This window comes from Mesorhizobium sp. LNHC209A00 (assembly GCF_000502915.1).
GTDB lineage: Bacteria > Pseudomonadota > Alphaproteobacteria > Rhizobiales > Rhizobiaceae > Mesorhizobium.
The window spans coordinates 152397-170734 of record NZ_AYWT01000003.1 but is presented as its reverse complement, the minus strand read 5'-3'; the positions used below and the strand labels follow the sequence as shown (position 1 = coordinate 170734).

The following is an 18338-nucleotide window of genomic DNA, read 5'->3' as shown; positions in this document are numbered from 1 at the left end:
TCGCCAACTGTCGAAAGCAAGGGGCGGCTACCGAAGCACTAGGTCGTCGGGCGCCGGCGGGCATTAACATTTGTTAGAAGGCGCTTATTCGCCACGAAGATCATCTCTTATGGAACAACGGCTTAGCCCGCGAATTGTCGATCAGTCTCTCTTGGCAATTTCATCAGCTCGGGATTCGGCCGCATCATGCCCAGATACTTTCTTGACCTTTACAATGGCGATGGCCTGACGGTGGATGACCATGGTCAGGTGTTCGACTCGCGCGAGCGTCTGCGGCGCGAGGCAATTCTCATCCTGCCCGACATCATTCGCGACGAGATGATCGAAAACGACCGAACGGCCATTACCGTGAAGGTGCGCGACGAGAGCGGGCGCCAGGTCTTCGAAGCATCGCTCGTCATCTCATCGAGTTGGTGTGATTGACCGCGGCCTGATCTGCGGACCCTCCGCAAGTTGGAATGGAAAAGCCCGGCTCGAAGCGCCACGCCGGGCTTTAGGGGCGGCCGTACGACCTGGCCACCGCGATGGCAAGTCGAACGATCAGGCGGCGTAGCCGCCATGGCCGCGTGCGACGGCCCGCGCCACGATGACAGGTTCGATCTCGGGCCAGAGAATACCGGTGGCTTCCGCGAATTCAACAAGCGCATGGCGCGCCTCGTCCCTCGTGATGCAGCCTTCCAGGGCTAGGCCGCACGCCTCGACGGCATTGTGATAAAGCGGACCACGGCGGGAGGTCGTCCAGTTGGTCAGGAAATCGTGCATTTCGGCCAGCGAGGCGATTTCGCGCTTGAAGCCCAGACCGACGGTCAGTGCGACGGGCGAATGAAACAGCTTGTCATGCATGAAGAGGGCTCCTGATTGGTCGCGGTGCTCGGAGAAATCCTGGCGGGATCTATGATGAGACGCCGGGAAACGCATCGCGAGCCAGGAGGTTCCGGAGCAAACAGGACACTTTGCGGACCGCACGCCTGAGTGCGCCGGAAATCTTACGTCCTGATCCACCGGCCCGGCGAGAAGACGATTAAGGCTCGATATAGCTAGGCTGTCCCAGAAGCGCCTGCGGAAAAGGGAAGCTGGCGGAGAGAGCGGGAAACGAAGAGCGAAAGATAAAGTCAATGATTTCAATGGTTGATGGGTAATGGCAGTCATTTTGTAGCAGATTGCGGGGCTGGTTTTGTCACCGCTTCCCGTTGACGTTCCCGCTTCGGCTAGCGCTATCTTGGTCGAAATGGTTGGAGGCCGTTTCAGCGTTCGGTTTGAGATTCACAGCTAAGCAAGGTGATGGGTCGGATTTCGGTTTTAGACGATCACATTGTATATGGACCGGCTCGATCACTCACCATGTGTGGTGCAAAAGACGATATGCTGAGGATGGGGCGTGAATGCGCAGGCTCGACGGGTTGCGGTAACAGCAGGGGCGCTGTCAAAGTGCCCGCTCCACGATGATGTCTTCATCATCGATCAAATGGATAGCGCTTCGTGGAGGACGCCTATCGCATAGGTGCAGTCAAGGTTCGTGATGGCGAGATCGACTCTGACCACAAGGAGTTCATGGCAGCGATCAAGAGGATTGTTGAAGAAAGCGCCATGGATTGCGGCTACTGCGCAAAGAACGACGTCGACTGACAACCAGGGCATGCCTCCCACGCGCGGTTTAAGACTTTGTGGATTATCCACATGACGCTTTCGCTCGAAGTTTGATCAAGGCTTGGCAGCGGTCGTAAAAAGCTTCGCAAGGACGCCGAACCAACCCAGAACCGCTGCGCCAACGAGCCCTGCAATAGAGGTAAATTCGACGGTCTTCCTCCAAAATAACTTGCTCGCGGTGATCCGCTTGACCTTGCGCGACTCAATTATGTCCACCAGTTGTTCGACTGGTATGGACAAAACACCGATGCGGCGCGTCGCTTTTCCCCACGGGAACTACTCTTACCATCTTGGTCTGCCACGGTTGCGGTTTGATTCGGATTCCGCAATTCTAGGCTAATGTGCAACCTCTACAACATCACCACGACCCAAGAGGCGGTCCGCCAATGGACGCGCGCCTTGCGCGATATCGTCGGCAATCTTGAACCGTCCGTTGATATCTATCCAAACCAGTCTGGGCCGGTGGTTCGCAATGCGGCGGACGGGCAGCGGGAGTTAGTCAAGCTGCTGTGGGGTCTACCAACGCCAGCGGAGCGCGTGAAAGGCAAGGCTGACTACGGCACGACGAACGTGCGCAATCCACAGTATGGCCACTGGCAGCAGTATGTCGGGGTCGAGCATCGGTGCGTCGTGCCAGTTACGAGTTTCGCGGAACCTTCGCCTACACCAGGCGACAAAGACCCTGAAACCGGCGTCCAACGAAACTATTGGTTCGCGCGCAATGAAAGCCAACCGCTGTTCTTCTTCGCCGGCCTGTGGACGCCCTGGCAGGGCGTCCGCAAGGTCAAGGACGGTCCCGGCGACTTCGAGCTCTACGCTTTCATGACGACCAAGCCGAACGCCCTCATCACGCCAATCCATGAGAAGGCAATGCCGGTGATCCTGACCACGCCAGAAGAGACCGAGACCTGGCTGACAGCGCCTTGGTCGGAAGCACGGCACTTGCAGCGGACCGCGCCCGACGACGCGCTGGTGATCGTTGAGAAGCCCGCCACGCAGATCAAATTTCCGCAACAGGCGCCCTCGACGCCTGCCCAGGGGTCGCTGTTCTAGACTGCCTCAACCCCATTTAATCCACATGATCAAAAGGATTCCCGCAAGGACGGATGTCCCCATGGACAGAGGCATCCAGTTCAGGATCTTCCACGGACCTATCCAATCGTCAGGGTGATCTAGCCAGGCCGCTATGACGCCGACAGCGTGAAGGAAGTCGAAAACTGTAACCGAAGTCCATTCGCCGCTTTGTAGAAACCACAAATCCTGTATTCCGAGAACAACGGCGGGGCCGATCATGAGTATCACCATGATGACCAGCAACAGGACCGCTATATCACGCGGGCTTGTCTGCACCATGTCCCCTCCCGGCACCGGCACCCAATGGGCACGGGCCGAGAATTGCGACCAGAAAGACACCGACACGCTCTGGCTAGCCATCGTCGCGCCAGATTACTTGGCGCACCAAGCGGACGCCGGCAAGCCGCCGAACGCGTATCTTCAAGCCGTCGGATGCGCTCGGCAACAGGATGTCGATATCGAACTCACGGCGCTTACAGCGCTCACACCGCATGTGACGTTCAACATCCCAAAATGGAATATCCCCAAGCAGCTTGGCGAGGTCGCCGGCCGGGTAGTGGCGCGTGATGTTGCAGGGGATACACCGGACGCGGATTAGCTGGCCGACCTCATGCGCACGGCACAAGGTCTGCACAAGGCGGCGTGATCGTCGGCTGGGTTCCGGCATTGCCGAAAATCTGCTTGCAAAGGCGAATGTCGACAAAATTAAGCTCCGCGAAGAAGCGGTAGACGCTGCAAATAAGCTGTTGCTCGCGACGATCGATTTTACCGCGCAATCCAGCGACTTGAGCGATGCGCAATCGCTCGATTTGCTCATGGGTAAATCCGCCTAGCAGATTGGACGATCCGCTAGTGTCGGTCCGGTCGGGTAATTTTCAGGTCCATTTCCACAGCCTGCTAAATTATCCGACCGGTCATAAACCTCCAATAAAATGGCTGACAGAAATGGTAAATTCGCTGCCCAATTCCGGCATTGACGACGGCGACGGCAAAGATGAACGGACCGGCAAATTCCTGCCGGGCCATAAAGGATTTAAAAAGGTCGGATCGCGTTCAAGAGTTTCCCGACAGGCGATCGATACGGCCAACGAACACGCGCAAACAGCTATGACTATGCTCGTCGGCAAGATGATGGCAGGGGATATCAAGGCCGCTGAAGTCTTGCTCCGCTATGGATGCGATCCATTCATTTCAAAGAACCGAACGGTCGAATTGCCCGACGTTCCGGAAAACCCGACAAGCGAACAACTGGCTAAGACCGTTCTACAGGCCGCGTGGTCCGGGGAGATAAGTCCGGATGAAGCGAAGCAATTGCTTGAGGCGATCACGGCGAGCAAGGGGATAATTGAAGACGCCGACCTATTGCGCCGCGTCGAGCAATTGGAAGCGACCAAGCGCTAACGCGTCCAGTCGCTCGCACCGCACTGGCTAAACGGCTGGACAAATTGTCGCCCGGTCGAGATTGGCAACTATTGCCCGGTCGAGACGACACCGGCCTTCTGACCGCCTTCAACATCACTCTCGCCATGCTGCCCGATCCGGTCGCCCGATATGCCTATACGCTCACGGCGGACGGCGCGGCATTGGTGGCGCAGCTCTTCGAGATCACCCCCACAGCGGCGGCAACTGTGGATCGGATAACGCCAACCGATACGCCTGAAATTGCGCAAGCGAAATACCGGGATTGGATCGGATTTTTGCCTGCCGTTCTCACCGATCACGTAAATGCGAATAACCGAGCCTCCTTACTCGAAAAAAGATCGTCTCCCAGAATTCGGCAATCTTCTTTAACGTCCTCAAGAAACCCATCAGGTACCTGACGCTTCCCAAAAAGCGTGATCTCTCCGGCCGAGAACCACGAACCAGAGTAAAACTGGCGGGCTACAATCATGCAGAAAGCTAGCGGTGTCAGCACACGTTGCAAGGGCCATCGGTTAGTATCGTGATGGCCCATGTGAAAGTGCGAACATGGATGTATGTATTCGCGGTACTGGCTTGGTGCGTTTTCATAGCGCAATAGCGGAGCATGTTGGCTTCGCCTCAACTCTCCAATCTTTGCCAGGTAACCTTCAATGCTGATCAATCCCTCATCGACATATGTGTGAAGTTCGCCTAACTCGGCGATTGCTCTTTCAGATGAACCCAGGAAAGGGTTGGGATAGTATCCGTAGCGAACATGGTGTTCTTCGGAAATGCCAATTTGCAGAAACGAAAAATCCAATAGCAGGATGTTGTAATCTCGCTGCCGAAGCCCAGTAAGATACAGGTTCTCGTAGCTCTCATCATGGTTGAGCGCAGAGTCACGAAACTCTTCGCTGCTTACAATTGGCATCGGATTTGAAAAAATTTGCCCTAGTTCAAGCGTCTTTAAAAACGTCCAGCCCTTTGCAATGTCAGCGCGGACATAATCTCTATTCACGCCTCAGCCCTGCCGCTAGCTCTTCCTCTATTTCTTCGAACGAGTAACCAGCATCCACAAGCGTTTTAATGTACGCCTCTCTTGCTGCCTTTGCCTTCGCCTGTTTGCGGCTAAACCCTCGCTGGATGGTTTCCACTTCTGCCAAATCAGGCATCTTGAAAACCAACGCCGGCGCAAGTTTTTTTGCTTTTTCCATCTCTTCGAAAATCTTTTGCGCAGGCGCCCCAATACCGCTTACACGCAACCAAGCCTTTGACCTAGTGAAGGCGGTAAAAATCTTATTTCTGCCAGATCGAGCGCGCCGCTCGACACCGTCCACACCCACTGCGAAGACTGCTGCCGCTTCGTTACCTTTTGCCCGATAAACCGTTGAGAGCGTAACTTTCCCTGCAATCGAGAAGGGCGGCTCATTGTACGGATCTGCGATGACGTTATTTGTTGCAATCCCTTTTTCAGCTAGATTCTCAGCGATTGAAGCTAGGTAGAATTTTGCGTGCCTGTCATCCAGAGAGATGACGACAATTTCCTCGGGCGACAAGCCTCCACCAATGAATTTGATGATACTCGCGGTAACCCACTCAACCTCTTGGGCTAGGTCGGTTGCAAGATGCCAGTCAATCAGTGGGAATTTTGGAGTGTTCCCAATATGAAGCGGGCTGTTTTCGTCAGGGCGCCGGATGCGGACTATCGATCCTGTGGCTAACTCGCCACTCTCAACTTCATAGCCAACATCTCTCCAATGATCTGCACTTTCCAGTAGTTGCACGATCCCGCCGTATACCCCGAATCCGAGCGCATGAGCTGTGACAAGCACATCTCTCTGATTTCGATAGCACTTGCTCAAAACGGCATCATTGGTGGCCCCGGGTGGCATGTGCGCCGATGATCTGTCGAGATCAACCCGAGCGCGCCCTTTGTCGTCTACGCCGAAGAGAGCTTTAGGTTGGCGAATTTTCACATTCATAATATCCTGCAGTTCGTCGTAAGCCCAAACAATACTCTTTCTATCTTGCTCTCCCTTGGCCAACGTGTAGCAAAGCTGATAGAAAGAAACAGGAAAATCTTGCCCCTCATCAATCAGGATATGATCATAATGTGGTTTTACCTCGCCGGAAGCCATAAGATTGGAGCATGCTGCTTCGAATGCGCTCGAAGCGTTACCGCGAGCCAAACTTTGTGCTTCCGAAAGAGTTAGTGGTGCCTTTCCTATTCGTCTGCACGCGTCGGAGTAAGCCCCTGGCAAAGATGAGCCACCCCAACCATGGCGAATATGTATCGTTTTCCAGTCAGGATCGCTTTCTGAATAGTGTCGATAAAATTTTGTAATTAAGTTTTTTATTGTGGCCCGTAGGCTCTTGGTGAGGAACGTTATCAGGATCGTTGCGGAAGGATTGTTAAGATGAAGGTGAGCTACTTTCATTGCTAGGATGACAGTCTTTCCAGAACCCGCGAGGCCCCGAATGCGGGCTGGCCCTCCGACGTCAACGAGTGCGATGTGCCGCTGTTTCTGATCGAAATTGGCAATCTCGTCCTCAAGCGCGGCCATCGCCACCGCGAGGGGCTGCTTTTCTGGATCGTCTATTGTTCGCTTGACAGGTCGAGAAAGAGCCTTAGCGCCTTCGACTACGGATCTCGCTTCTGCCATTGCGGATGCCGGGATTTCCTGCATACGCCAGCTATTGAAGAGAGCCGCGAACTGCTCGTAGCTTGAACAGGTTTCACTTTCGAGATCGGCAGCCGCAGAAGAAGCTTTGTTGCGTGTCGTGTCGAAAATTAAGGGATGAACCTCCAAAATCGCCTTCGTCCGGCTAACCCTCAGTTCGCGGCTACGAATAATGCGGGAATATAAATTACTACAAAAGTCGTTTAACCCACGGTCGATTCCCGCAATTGTCTCTCGTGCGCGAACAAAAAGGCTATCATCCAAAAAGCGAACAGCAACAAACCCATGGTTCGGCGAAAATATGAGAATGTCTGGCCGTGTAGTCTCCGTTTCGTAGTCAACATAGGCAGGAAAATCATAATATAGGACAGCTTTATCAACCAGAAGGGGCTTTTGCTGGGCCCGGATGTAGTCAATCAGATTCCGTGAATTGGGATCTTGATGGTAACGATCCGTTGTAACGACGATGTCTAGTGCCATTCTAAACCCTTTTGCGCTAGGCAGTCCGGAGTACGAACGCCTTGCCTATTCAACCTTTAGCCGGAAGCGCGTCGGGCCGGAAGAGATTGTTTTGTGTCTCATAGAACGCCTTGCGCACGTGACACTCTTGCCGGCGAGCAAGAAAGCTCTCCGCATCATACTCTGGAAGCCACGGTTGTCGCTCGGGCCGCCGGGGTGAAATGGTGCTGTTGGCAGACAATCCATTTGGTGCCGTCAAACTGGAGTAGCGTCGTTTTTAACCGGCACGATAAGGAATCTGGCCCGAACGGCGTTTCCAAATTGGCCGCAGGAAATCCGGCCGCTTTGTGGGAGCGGTGCCGCCTGAGAGGGACTGAACTCCCGACCAATAATTTCAAGACTACTGCTCTATCATATGAGCTTGCGCCCAGACCGGCTGTCTCATTCTGTAGCAACCCGAAACAATCAATGCCGCTCCAATTGATGGGCATTTTGGCGGGTACGCTCCGCGAAATCTAAAATGATATAATGAAATCAATGGGGTGTGGCGGAGAGAGCGGGATTCGAACCCGCGTTACGGTCTCCCGTAAACACACTTTCCAGGCGTGCGCCTTCAACCACTCGGCCACCTCTCCGTCCTTGCATTTTTCGCGACGGCCGGTTTCGCCGCGCGGGTTGGGGACAATGCGGTCCCTTCAGGGAGCGGTAGCGATTTCCGCGCTATGGGTGCCGCCAACCAGCGGACACCTCTCCCGGCACCTGAGCCGTCAAAGCAACAGGCGCGGGGCTCATCTAGTCGATCCCGCGCCGAATGCCAAGCCATAACGACAGTCTATTCGCTTTGCCGGCCACACAACGCTTCGTGAGGCCGCCGCGGCATCCGGTTCAAGGTGCCGACGCCCCGAATAATGTGCACAGACGAGCCCGCAAGGCCGGGCGCGCTTGACTTCGTCGCGGGCCACCTGTCGAGTGGAACGGAGGCTTTGCGAGGGGCATCGTCTGGGCATGACATCAGGCAATGAACAACCGGGCGGTGGCATGCCGGTTAGTGGGCAGGCGCCAACCGGGCGGCCGGACAGCGGGCTTTCCTACGTGCCGGCGGGCTGGCTCATCTTCGTCATGGCGTGGTCGGTCTACGGCCTGGCCTCCGCCTGGTGGCTGACCGGCAATTCCGGCCTGGCGGACAGGATCTTCTATTTCCTCCTGGGCGGGCTTGCCGTCGACATCATCACCATCCTGTGGGGGCTTTATTTGCTCGGCCTTGCCTTTGGCCGCTCGGCGCGCTTCCCGCGCCAGTTCATCATCTGGCAGGTGGCGACCATCGCCTGGGTGCTGGCCAGGCAGGGCTATGTGCTCGCCGTGCCCGATTTCGTCTTTTCCGCCAGGAGCCTGCTTATCGGCGGCGCCGAAATCGCCATCGGCCTGCTCTGCATCTATCTGCTGCGCCGTGGCTCCGGCGCCGAGGGCGTCTATGCCAGGCCGCGCGCCGAAGCGCCGTCGGTCTTCGTTTCCATCGTGGCTGCCTTGCTCGGCATCGTCCTGGGCGCGGTCATCGGCGCCGTTGGCGGTTTCCTGGCTGGCTCGGTGATCGCCGATGTCGCCGAGGTCAGCTGCTTCGAGGGCGGCTGCGGCTACTTTGCCGCCTTCATCGGACTGGCCGGGCTGGTGGTCGGCGCCATTGCCGGAGGCATTCTTGCCGTCTGGCTCGTTCACCGCCCCAGGCGCCAGCCGGTCGCATAGGAGCTCAGAAAGCGCCGGCCTTCAAATTCGCGTATCGCGATTGCAGCCGAACCGCACGCATTCTATGTCTGTTTCGGATATGTGCCGGTGGTCTTCTGGTCGGCGTCCAGGGTGAACCGGGGGAGAGCCTTGATGTTTCGCTTCGTCTTTCGTCTTGCGGCCATGGTCGCGCTGTCGGTTTCCGTCATCATGGCGGTGCTCGACACGACGCGCACGGTGGCGGCTTCGGCCCTTGTGCTGACCCCGCTCAACGCCAGTTGGCTGGCCGTCTCGCCGGACACGCGGGCCGCCTTCGAAACCTTCGTCCGCGGCAAGGCCGGTCCGCTGCTGTGGGACACAGTCATCGCCTGGGGGCTCAACCAGCCGGGCTTTGCCGTCTTCGCGGTGCTGGCCTTCCTGCTGTACGCCATCGGTTATCGGCGGCAGCGGCGCACGGGACAGTTCGCCACCAACTGAACCCATCTCCCGCACCATTCCGGCCGGCTGTTGAAAGCTTGCACGCAAGATCGGATCGCGGCGGGGCTTGCCCATGGTACGCTTTTCCAAAAGGTCAAAATTCCGCGTGAATTTTGTTTCGGGCCGTGCCAGATTGCCCGGGAGCGGGAGGGGAATGCACTCCTGGCTAACGTCGTTTGCTTGCCGGAGAACCGGGCAGGCAGGCGGTGTGTAACGGAAAAAATAACCGACAGGGTGTGGATCACATGAAACGTATCGTTCTCGGCCTCCTGGCCGCAACCGCAATGGTTCTTCCGGCATTCGCCGCGGATGTCCAGCCGGCCATCCTCTATGATCTGGGCGGCAAGTTCGACAAATCCTTCAATGAGGCTGCCTACCATGGCGCCGAAAAATTCAAGACCGAGACCGGCGTCGCCTATGTCGAGTTCGAAGTATCCAACGCCTCGCAGCGCGAGCAGGCGCTGCGCCGCTTCGCCGAGGACGGCCACAACCCGATCGTCATGGCCGGCTTTGCCTGGGAGGATGCGCTGAAGAAGATCGCGGCCGAATACCCGGACCTCAACTTCGCCATCATCGACGATGCGGTCGACCTGCCCAATGTCCGCTCGCTGGTGTTCAAGGAGAATGAAGGCTCCTATCTCGTCGGCATCATGGCCGCGATGGCGTCGAAGTCGAAGAAGGTTGCCTTCGTCGGCGGCATGGACATCCCGCTGATCCGCAAGTTCGAATGCGGCTATGTCGGCGGCGCCAAGTCCGCTGGCGCGACCGACGTCATCCAGAACATGACTGGCGATACGCCGGCGGCGTGGAACGATCCAGCCAAGGGTGGCGAGATCGCCAAGACGCAGATCGACCAGGGAGCCGACGTGGTTTACGCGGCCGCCGGCGGCACCGGCGTCGGTGTGCTGCAGGCGGCGGCGGATGCCGGCAAGCTCGGCATCGGCGTCGACTCCAACCAGAACGGACTGCAGCCCGGCAAGGTGCTGACCTCGATGCTGAAGCGCGTGGACGTTGCCGTCTACACCGCCTTCATGGATGGCAAGAACGGCACCTTCAAGGGTGGCGTCGAGAATCTGGGCCTCAAGGAAGGCGGCGTCGACTACGCCATGGACGACAACAACAAGGCACTGGTGACCGACGAAATGAAGGCGGCCGTCGAAAAAGCCAAGGCCGACATCATCGCCGGCACGGTCAAGGTGCACGACTACACAGCCGACAACGCCTGCCCCTATTGATCCGCGGCGCCATACGGCCATGATCCGCAACCGCTGGGCGAAAGCCCGGCGGTTTTGCTTTTGCCGATCGAACGAAACTCGCGGATGGCATGGAGCGACGAATGCAGCCAACGATCGAACCCATGCGCGGGCATGACATCGAAGTCGTCGCGCGACTGCGGATTGCCGCCTTCTTCGAGGGGACGGGAAGGACGCTGGAAGAGGATGCGGCAGGGCTTCGCAACCTGCTCACCAGCGACGGCGTTGAAAAGGCTTTGGTTGCCCGTGTGAACGATGTGCCGGTAGGCACCTGCCTGCTGGTCCGCCATGAACTGGAACCGGCGCATGATCTGACACCGTGGTTGGCCGGGCTTGTCGTCGATGCCGGCCATCGGGGCAAGGGAACCGGCACCGCGCTGGTCAAGGCGATCGAAGCGCATGCGGCGTCAGCCGGGGTCGAGACGCTCTACCTCTACACCTGGCAAGCGCGCGGGTTTTACGCGGCGCTCGGCTGGGACGCGATCGAGGTGTGCGAGCAGGACGGCGAAACGATGATGTTGATGTCGCGCCGGCTCGATCACAATGTGCCCAGGAGATAGCCGAGCGCGAAGGCCGCAATCAGCCCGGCCATGACGACAAGTCCATGCCTACCGCCGAGCGAATGCACGCCGACGCCGTACGGCTGTCGGGACGGGTTTCGGATTACTGTCGGCGACTTGGCATCGTTGCCGCCCAGGCCAACGCCTCGCATCTGCGGCATTTCGGCGAGGCGCTGCGTAACCAGTTCCCAATGATTGACGCCGGCTGGCTGTTCGGCCCGATCGAAGACATGCATGCGTTCGGCCAGCTGCACCACCGCGTCGCGGAACGCAGGGTCGATCTCGAGATCGCGCTCGGCCCGCTCGCGGTCGGCATCGTTCATCAGGCCCAGCACATAGTCGCCGGCCCTTGCGATACGATCGCTCTCACCGGCCATGATCCGTGCCCTCCCCCTCTCCTCACCAGTGTGGCGGCTTGGTCACCGGCACATCCTGTGCCGACTGCTCTTCAAGCGCCAGGAAGCGGTCGGTCAGCGCATCGAGCTTGCGCTGCATGCGTTCGATCACCTTCCACTGCTCGGCGATCTGGCCCGACAGTTCCTCGATGGTCTTCTCCTGCTCGGCGGCGCGGATTTCCAGCGTCGTCAGCCGGTCGGCGGGCATGATCATGCAAAGTCCCCAGTTTGTACCGCGACACCTTGCGCCGCAACGTCAAATCGACCTCGTCATAGTAGCGAATGTGAGAGCTTCGGCCACGTTCGAAATTGACAAGCGTGCGGGGATTTGTCGAGAGTGGATGCTGCTCCGGACAATTGGCATAAGCGGAGCGCCATGCTAGGCGTTTTGACCAAGCGATAAAAAAATAAGAGTGGGACAGGCTGCATGGCGCAAGCCGCAATCGAACTGATCGGCATCAACAAGAATTTCGGCGCGGTGCGCGCCAACCGCGACATCAATCTGGAGATCGCGCGCGGCACCATCCATGGCATCGTCGGCGAAAACGGCGCCGGCAAGTCGACGCTGATGTCGATCCTCTATGGCTTCTACCAGGCCGACAGCGGCGAGATCCGCGTCGGCGCCAAGCCGGCATCGATCAAGACACCCAACGACGCGATCGCGCTCGGCATCGGCATGGTGCACCAGCATTTCATGCTGGTCGACAATTTCTCGGTGCTGGAGAACATCATCCTCGGCGCCGAAACCGATGCGCTGCTGAAGAGCAGCATTGCCAAAGCGCGCTCCGAGCTGGACCGGCTTGAGCGAGAATACGGGCTGGAAGTCGATCCCGATGCGATCATCGAAGAACTGCCGGTCGGCCTGCAGCAGCGCGTGGAAATCCTGAAGGCGCTTTATCGCGGTGCCGAAATCCTGATCCTCGACGAGCCGACGGGCGTTTTGACGCCGGCCGAGGCCGACCACCTGTTCCGCATCCTCAGGCAGTTGAAGGAACAGGGAAAGACGGTGGTGCTGATCACCCACAAGCTGCGCGAGATCATGGCCATCACCGACACCGTGTCGGTGATGCGTCAGGGCACGATGGTGGCGACCCGGGAGACCAGGAAAACCACGGTCGAGGAACTGGCCGAACTGATGGTCGGGCGGCGTGTCCTCTTGAGGGTCGAAAAGGGCGAGGCCGAGGCCGGTGCCGTCAAGCTCGCGGTCAAGAACCTGACGGTCAGGGATTCGCGCGGCGTCACCATGGTCGACGACGTCTCCTTCGATATCAGAGCCGGCGAGATCGTCGGCATCGCCGGCGTCGCCGGCAACGGGCAATCCGAGTTGCTTGAGGCGATTTCCGGCATCAGGCACGCCGTTTCCGGTTCCGTGACGCTCGACGGCAAGCCGATCGATCTCACCGGCAAGGCCGATCCCGGCGAATTGCGCGACCGTGGCCTCGCCCACGTACCGGAAGACCGCCACCATGTCGGGCTGGTGCTGGCCTTCGAGGAGAACGAGAATTCCATCCTCGGCTACCACGACGATCCCCGTTACCTCAGAGGACCGTTCCTCAACATCGATGCAATCATGGCCGACGCCAGGGACAAGATCGAGAAATACGACATTCGTCCCGGCAATCCGCGCCTGAAGACGGCCAATTTTTCCGGCGGCAACCAGCAGAAGATCGTGCTCGCGCGTGAAATCGAACAGGACCCCGGCGTGCTGATCGTCGGACAGCCGACGCGGGGCGTCGACGTCGGCGCCATCGAGTTCATCCACAAGCGCCTGATCGCCATGCGCGACCAGGGCAAGGCGGTGCTGGTGGTCTCGGTCGAGCTAGACGAGATCCGCTCGCTTTCCGACCGCATTCTGGTGATGTTTGCCGGAAGGGTCGTCGGCGAGCGCGGCCCCGACGCGACCGAAGGCGAGCTCGGCCTGCTGATGGCCGGTGTCGAGCATCAGGAGGCGGCGCAATGAGCACGCCTTACGCCAAATTGCCTGCCTGGGCCGACTACGGGCTGATCCCGCTGATCAACCTGTCGGTCGCCTTCATCGTCGCTGGCTTCGTCGTCATGCTGGTCGGCGAAAACCCATTCCGCGCCGCCGTCATCCTGGTCGAAGGCGCCTTCGGCAAGGGCACAGGCATCGCCTTTACCCTCTTCTATGCCACGACGTTCATATTCACCGGGCTTTCGGTGGCTGTGGCGGCGCATTGCGGACTGTTCAACATCGGCACCGAGGGACAGGCCTACATCGCCGGCCTCGGCATCGCCATCGTCTGCCTTTCCCTCGACAGCACACTGCCCTGGTGGCTGACTTTTCCGCTGGCGATCGTGGCCTCCGCACTCGTGGGCGCATTGTGGGCGTTGATCCCCGCCTACCTGCAGGCCAAGCGCGGCTCGCACATCGTCATCACGACGATCATGTTCAACTTCATCGCCGCCTCGATCATGGTCTACCTGCTGGTCGGTCCGCTGAAGCCGGCAGGGTCGCAGGCGCCGCAGACGCGCAACTTCCTCGCCGGCGCGGAGTTGCCGAAACTCAACTGGATCATCGAATTGTTCGGCGCCAAGATCCGATCGGCCCCGCTCAACATCTGCTTCCTGCTGGCGCTGGTGATGGCTTTCCTGGTGTGGCTGCTGATCTGGCGCACCAAGCTCGGCTACGAGATGCGCACCTATGGCCACAGCCCGAAAGCGGCCCGCTATGCCGGCATTTCGGAAACCCGCATCATCATCACTGCGATGATGATTTCGGGCGCTCTGGCCGGCATGATGGCGCTCAACCCGGTGATGGGCGACCAGCACAATGTCGCGATCGACTTCGTTTCGGGCGCCGGGTTCGTCGGTATCGCCGTGGCGCTGATGGGCCGCCTGCATCCGGTCGGCATCGTGCTGGCGGCGATCCTGTTCGGCATGCTTTACCAGGGCGGCGCCGAACTCGCCTTCGAGATGCCGGCAATCAGCCGCGACATGATCGTCATCATTCAAGGATTGGTCATCCTCTTCGCCGGCGCGCTGGAGCATATGTTCCGGCCCTATATCCAGGCTCTGTTCGCCTCGTTCAGCCCGAAGTCGGTGGGCATGCAGGCCGTCAACGGGAAGGGCGCCTGAGATGGATATCTTCAACGCGGTCATCCAGGTGCTGGACTCTACCATCCGCCTGTCGGTGCCGCTGCTGCTTGCCTGCCTCGCCGGCCTCTATTCGGAGCGGGCCGGCATTTTCGACATCGGCCTCGAAGGCAAGATGCTGGTCGGCGCCTTCGCGGGTGCTGCCGCGGCTTCGGTGTTCCATTCCGCGCTTATCGGCCTCGGCATGGCGATCCTGATCTCAGTCGCCTTCGCTTTGGTGCACGGCTTTGCCTCGATCACCCATCGCGGCAACCAGATCGTTTCGGGCGTTGCGATCAACTTCGTCGCCGCCGGATCGACCATCATTCTCGGCCAGGCTTGGTTCCAGCAGGGTGGCCGCACGCCGGCGCTACAACCGGGCGAACGATTCGAGGCGATCATCTGGCCCGGCGCCGATGCAATCAGGGGCGTGCCGATCATCGGTCCGATCTATGCCGAACTGATCTCCGGCCATTCGATCCTCGTCTATTTCGCCTTTGCGATGGTGCCGTTCACCTGGTGGGTGCTGTTTCGCACGCGCTTTGGGCTCAGGCTGCGCGCGGTCGGCGAGAATCCGGCCGCGGTCGACACCGCCGGCATCTCGGTCGCCTGGCTGCGCTATCGCGCGCTGATCTGCACGGGCATCCTGACCGGATTCGCAGGGGCCTATCTTTCGATGGTGCAGAATGGCGGCTTCGTGAAAGACATGACGGCGGGCAAGGGCTACATCGCGCTGGCCGCGCTGATCTTCGCCAAATGGAAGCCGGTCAACGCCATGTTCGCCTGCCTGCTGTTCGGCTTCCTCGACGCGGCGTCGATCCGCCTGCAGGGAACACCGCTGCCCATTGTCGGCAAGGTGTCGGTGCAGTTCATGCAGGCCCTGCCCTATATCCTCACCGTGATCCTGCTTGCCGGCTTCATCGGCAAGGCCATCCCGCCGCGCGCCGGCGGCGTGCCCTATGTCAAGGAACGCTAACGCTCGACAGTTCGGCGCGGACGAAGCGCCGGGTTTTGGACATGATCGTCGGAGAGAATACCTGAATGTCGCATGATCTGTTCGAAGCGGCCAAGGCAGCCATGGCCAAGGCCTATGCGCCCTATTCCAAGTTCCCGGTGGGCGCCGCCCTACGCACCGAGGACGGACGCGTCTTCACCGGCGCCAATATCGAGGTCGCCTCTTATCCGGAAGGCTGGTGCGCCGAGACCACCGCGCTTGGCCATTACATCATGGGCGGCGGCGGCAAGATCGTTGAAATCGCCGTCCTTGCCGAACGCATGGCCAAATGCTCGCCTTGCGGCGGCTGCCGCCAGCGGCTGGCCGAATTCTGCCGCCCGGAAACGAAGCTCTATCTCTGCGACGCTGCGGGCGTCGCAGAAACGGTCACGATGGGCGACATGCTGCCCTATGGCTTCCGCGGCGACATCTTGAAATGAAGAGTTGGCTGATATGACGCAAAAAACGGTCGACCACCTTATCGAAAGGCTGGACGGCCTGGCGCCGTCGACCGCTCTGGTGTTGGGTTCCGGCTTGGGCGGCTTGGTCGACCGGATCGAGAATCCGATCCGCGTCTCCTATGCCGACCTGCCCGGCTTTCCCAGGAGCGGTGTCAGCGGCCACGCCGGCCAAGTGGTCGCCGGCCTGTTTGCCGGCGTTCCGGTGCTCATGCTGTCCGGCCGTGCCCACTATTACGAGCATGGGGACGCCGCGGCGATGCGGCCGGTGCTGGAGGTGCTCGCCGGCATCGGCGTCACGAAACTGATCCTCACCAACGCAGCCGGCTCGGTCGATCCGGATATGCCGCCGGGTTCGGTGATGCTGCTCACAGATCATATCAACTTCTCCGGCACCAATCCGCTGATCGGCGAGCCCAGCGACCGCCGTTTCGTCGGCCTGACCGAAGCTTATGATGCCGGCATCCGCGAGGCGATCGAAGGCGCGGCGAAGGCGACCGGCACAGCGCTGCACAAGGGCGTCTACATGTGGTTCTCGGGCCCCTGTTTCGAGACACCGGCCGAAATCCGCATGGCGCGCATCATGGGCGCCAACGCCGTCGGCATGTCGACCGTGCCGGAAGTCATTCTCGCGCGTTTCCTCGGCCTGCGCGTCGCCGCCTGCTCGGTCATCACCAATTTGGCCGCCGGCATGACCGGAGCCGAGCTTTCGCACCAGGAAACCAAGGACATGGCGCCGGTTGGCGGATCGCGGCTGGCAACGGTGCTGCAGCGCGTGTTCCGTGACGGGCTGCTGGAGAGCTGATGCTTCCACAGGAAATCATCCGTCACAAGCGCGACGGCCACAGGCTGGCGCCTCACGAGATCGCCGCCTTCATCGACGGCGTGACGTCTGGTACCGTAACCGACGGCCAGGTCGCGGCCTTCGCCATGGCGGTGTTCTTCAACGGCATGAACCGCGACGAGGCGGTGGCGATGACGCTGGCCATGCGCGATTCCGGCGACGTGCTCGACTGGTCGGATTTGCCAGGCCCTGTCACCGACAAACATTCCACGGGCGGTGTCGGCGACAATGTCTCGCTGATGCTGGCGCCGATCGTTGCCGCCTGCGGTGCCTATGTGCCGATGATCTCGGGCCGCGGCCTCGGCCATACCGGCGGCACGCTGGACAAGATGGATGCCATCCCCGGCTACATCAGCCAACCCGACATCGCGCTGTTCCGCAAAGCCGTGCTGGAAACCGGCTGCGCCATCATCGGCCAGACCGCCGACCTGGCCCCTGCCGATCGCCGGCTCTACGCCATCCGCGACGTGACCGGAACCGTGGAGTCCGTGCCGCTGATCACCGCATCGATCCTGTCGAAGAAGCTCGCGGCGGGTCTGCAATCTCTGGTGCTCGACGTCAAGGTCGGCAATGGCGCGTTCATGGAGAAGTCCCGGGATGCGACCGCGCTTGCCAATAGCCTCGTCGAGGTCGCCAGCGGCGCCGGACTGAAAGTCTCGGCGCTGATCACCGGCATGAACGAACCGCTTGCCTCCGCCGCCGGCAATGCCGTCGAGGTGCGCAATGCCGTCGATTTCCTGACCGGCCGCCTGCGCGACCGGCGGCTGGAGGAGGTGACGCTGGCGCTGGCCGCCGAAATGCTGCAGTCGGCGGGACTGGTATCGTCGAACCAGGACGGCATGCGCCGCGCCACCGAGACGCTCGCCAGCGGTCGCGCCGCCGCCACCTTCGCGCGCATGGTGACGGTGCTTGGCGGCCCCATTGATTTCATCGAGAAGCCGGAGAAATATCTGTCGGAAGCAGAAACGGAAATCGCGGTGAAGGCGACGTCAGAGGGTTTCGTCACTGGCATCGCCACCCGCGACATCGGTCTTGCGGTCGTCGGCCTAGGCGGTGGCCGCACCCGGCCCGACGACAAGATCGACTCCTCGGTCGGCATCACCAGGCTGCTGCCCATAGGCGCGGAAGTACACGTCGGAGATGCCCTGGCGCTGATCCACGCCCGCTCACCGTGCGATGCCGAGACGGCAGCCGCGACCGTGCTCTCAGCCTATGCGATCGGTGCTTCGAAGCCGGCCGCCGACAAGTCGGTCATCCGGCGGATTCTGCCGCGTGGCTGAGTG

21 protein-coding genes and 1 tRNA gene are annotated in these 18338 nt (G+C 59.9%); 14 read left to right on the top strand and 8 right to left on the bottom strand.

The window, feature by feature from the left end:
• Positions 1-186: 186 nt before the first annotated feature.
• The gene (locus X739_RS157435) at positions 187-423 is read left to right on the top strand and encodes a hypothetical protein (RefSeq protein WP_023770575.1); all 237 of its coding nucleotides are present in this window, start codon (positions 187-189) and stop codon (positions 421-423) included.
• Positions 424-540: 117 nt separating this feature from the next.
• On the opposite strand, the gene X739_RS157440 is transcribed toward X739_RS157435, so the two are convergent.
• A complete protein-coding gene (locus tag X739_RS157440; RefSeq protein WP_023770576.1) occupies positions 541-843 on the bottom strand; it encodes a DUF982 domain-containing protein in 303 nt (100 codons plus the stop codon).
• 636 nt (positions 844-1479) lie between these two features.
• Here X739_RS157440 and X739_RS1000000169180 point away from each other — a divergent pair.
• Entirely contained in the window at positions 1480-1626 is a 147-nt protein-coding gene (locus X739_RS1000000169180) for a hypothetical protein (protein ID WP_023793810.1), read from the top strand.
• Between the two features lie 360 nt (positions 1627-1986).
• Positions 1987-2700: an SOS response-associated peptidase gene (locus tag X739_RS157450; protein ID WP_023793806.1), complete on the top strand. Its 714-nt coding sequence runs from the start codon at positions 1987-1989 to the stop codon at positions 2698-2700.
• Between the two features lie 6 nt (positions 2701-2706).
• Here the strand turns inward: X739_RS157450 and X739_RS157455 are convergent, their stop codons facing one another.
• On the bottom strand, positions 2707-3000 hold the full coding sequence (locus X739_RS157455) for a hypothetical protein (protein WP_023793804.1): 294 nt from the start codon (positions 2998-3000) through the stop codon (positions 2707-2709).
• Positions 3001-3073: 73 nt separating this feature from the next.
• Positions 3074-3538: a hypothetical protein gene (locus tag X739_RS1000000167750; protein WP_245273798.1), complete on the bottom strand. Its 465-nt coding sequence runs from the start codon at positions 3536-3538 to the stop codon at positions 3074-3076.
• A 128-nt stretch (positions 3539-3666) separates the two neighbouring features.
• Here X739_RS1000000167750 and X739_RS157465 point away from each other — a divergent pair, with 128 nt between their 5' ends.
• Positions 3667-4122, top strand: coding sequence for a hypothetical protein (locus X739_RS157465; protein WP_023793799.1), 456 nt, complete (start codon positions 3667-3669; stop codon positions 4120-4122).
• A gap of 316 nt (positions 4123-4438) precedes the next feature.
• Here X739_RS157465 and X739_RS0133930 read toward each other — a convergent pair whose 3' ends face one another.
• From X739_RS0133930 to X739_RS157475, 3 genes are all read right to left on the bottom strand, one after another.
• Positions 4439-5140, bottom strand: coding sequence for a DUF2290 domain-containing protein (locus X739_RS0133930; protein WP_023793796.1), 702 nt, complete (start codon positions 5138-5140; stop codon positions 4439-4441).
• Complete coding sequence (locus tag X739_RS157470) at positions 5133-7283, bottom strand: ATP-binding domain-containing protein (RefSeq protein ID WP_023793794.1); 2151 nt, start codon at positions 7281-7283, stop codon at positions 5133-5135. Before X739_RS157470 ends, X739_RS0133930 begins: the two co-directional genes overlap by 8 nt.
• Positions 7284-7807: 524 nt before the next feature.
• Positions 7808-7897: transfer RNA gene (locus X739_RS157475), tRNA-Ser, on the bottom strand.
• 370 nt (positions 7898-8267) lie between these two features.
• On the opposite strand from X739_RS157475, the gene X739_RS01000000165895 reads away from it, so the two are divergent.
• The 4 genes from X739_RS01000000165895 (at position 8268) to X739_RS157490 (ending at position 11271) form a co-directional block, all read left to right on the top strand.
• Positions 8268-9002 (top strand): DUF2569 domain-containing protein, encoded by a 735-nt coding sequence (locus tag X739_RS01000000165895; protein ID WP_245273797.1) that lies wholly within the window; start codon positions 8268-8270, stop codon positions 9000-9002.
• A gap of 132 nt (positions 9003-9134) precedes the next feature.
• The gene (locus X739_RS157480) at positions 9135-9458 is read left to right on the top strand and encodes a hypothetical protein (RefSeq protein ID WP_023781212.1); all 324 of its coding nucleotides are present in this window, start codon (positions 9135-9137) and stop codon (positions 9456-9458) included.
• A 245-nt stretch (positions 9459-9703) separates the two neighbouring features.
• Positions 9704-10693, top strand: a complete 990-nt coding sequence (locus X739_RS157485) for a BMP family ABC transporter substrate-binding protein (protein WP_023770579.1) — start codon at positions 9704-9706, stop codon at positions 10691-10693.
• Between the two features lie 101 nt (positions 10694-10794).
• A complete protein-coding gene (locus X739_RS157490) occupies positions 10795-11271 on the top strand; it encodes a GNAT family N-acetyltransferase (protein WP_023781211.1) in 477 nt (158 codons plus the stop codon).
• Here X739_RS157490 and X739_RS157495 read toward each other — a convergent pair.
• Positions 11250-11648 (bottom strand): hypothetical protein, encoded by a 399-nt coding sequence (locus X739_RS157495; protein ID WP_023770580.1) that lies wholly within the window; start codon positions 11646-11648, stop codon positions 11250-11252. The two genes, X739_RS157490 and X739_RS157495, sit on opposite strands and share 22 nt — an antisense overlap.
• 22 nt (positions 11649-11670) lie before the next feature.
• Positions 11671-11877 carry a SlyX family protein gene (locus tag X739_RS157500; protein ID WP_198026135.1) on the bottom strand — a complete coding sequence of 69 codons (207 nt, stop codon included), beginning with the start codon at positions 11875-11877 and terminating at the stop codon, positions 11671-11673.
• Between the two features lie 216 nt (positions 11878-12093).
• Between X739_RS157500 and X739_RS157505 the strand changes: the two genes are divergently transcribed.
• The 6 genes from X739_RS157505 to deoA all read left to right on the top strand — a co-directional run bounded on the left by X739_RS157505 (position 12094) and on the right by deoA (position 18335).
• Positions 12094-13626 (top strand): ABC transporter ATP-binding protein, encoded by a 1533-nt coding sequence (locus X739_RS157505; RefSeq protein WP_023793790.1) that lies wholly within the window; start codon positions 12094-12096, stop codon positions 13624-13626.
• The gene (locus X739_RS157510) at positions 13623-14762 is read left to right on the top strand and encodes an ABC transporter permease (protein ID WP_023781208.1); all 1140 of its coding nucleotides are present in this window, start codon (positions 13623-13625) and stop codon (positions 14760-14762) included. The genes X739_RS157505 and X739_RS157510 overlap by 4 nt, the downstream gene beginning before the upstream one ends.
• A 1-nt stretch (position 14763) precedes the next feature.
• Positions 14764-15735 (top strand): ABC transporter permease, encoded by a 972-nt coding sequence (locus X739_RS157515; RefSeq protein ID WP_023770582.1) that lies wholly within the window; start codon positions 14764-14766, stop codon positions 15733-15735.
• 65 nt (positions 15736-15800) lie between these two features.
• Positions 15801-16193 (top strand): cytidine deaminase, encoded by a 393-nt coding sequence (gene cdd, locus X739_RS157520; protein ID WP_023781207.1) that lies wholly within the window; start codon positions 15801-15803, stop codon positions 16191-16193.
• A gap of 13 nt (positions 16194-16206) precedes the next feature.
• The gene (locus tag X739_RS157525; protein ID WP_023781206.1) at positions 16207-17016 is read left to right on the top strand and encodes a purine-nucleoside phosphorylase; all 810 of its coding nucleotides are present in this window, start codon (positions 16207-16209) and stop codon (positions 17014-17016) included.
• Positions 17016-18335 carry a thymidine phosphorylase gene (gene deoA / locus X739_RS157530; protein WP_023781205.1) on the top strand — a complete coding sequence of 440 codons (1320 nt, stop codon included), beginning with the start codon at positions 17016-17018 and terminating at the stop codon, positions 18333-18335. Before X739_RS157525 ends, deoA begins: the two co-directional genes overlap by 1 nt.
• The last annotated feature ends 3 nt before the right edge of the window (positions 18336-18338 follow it).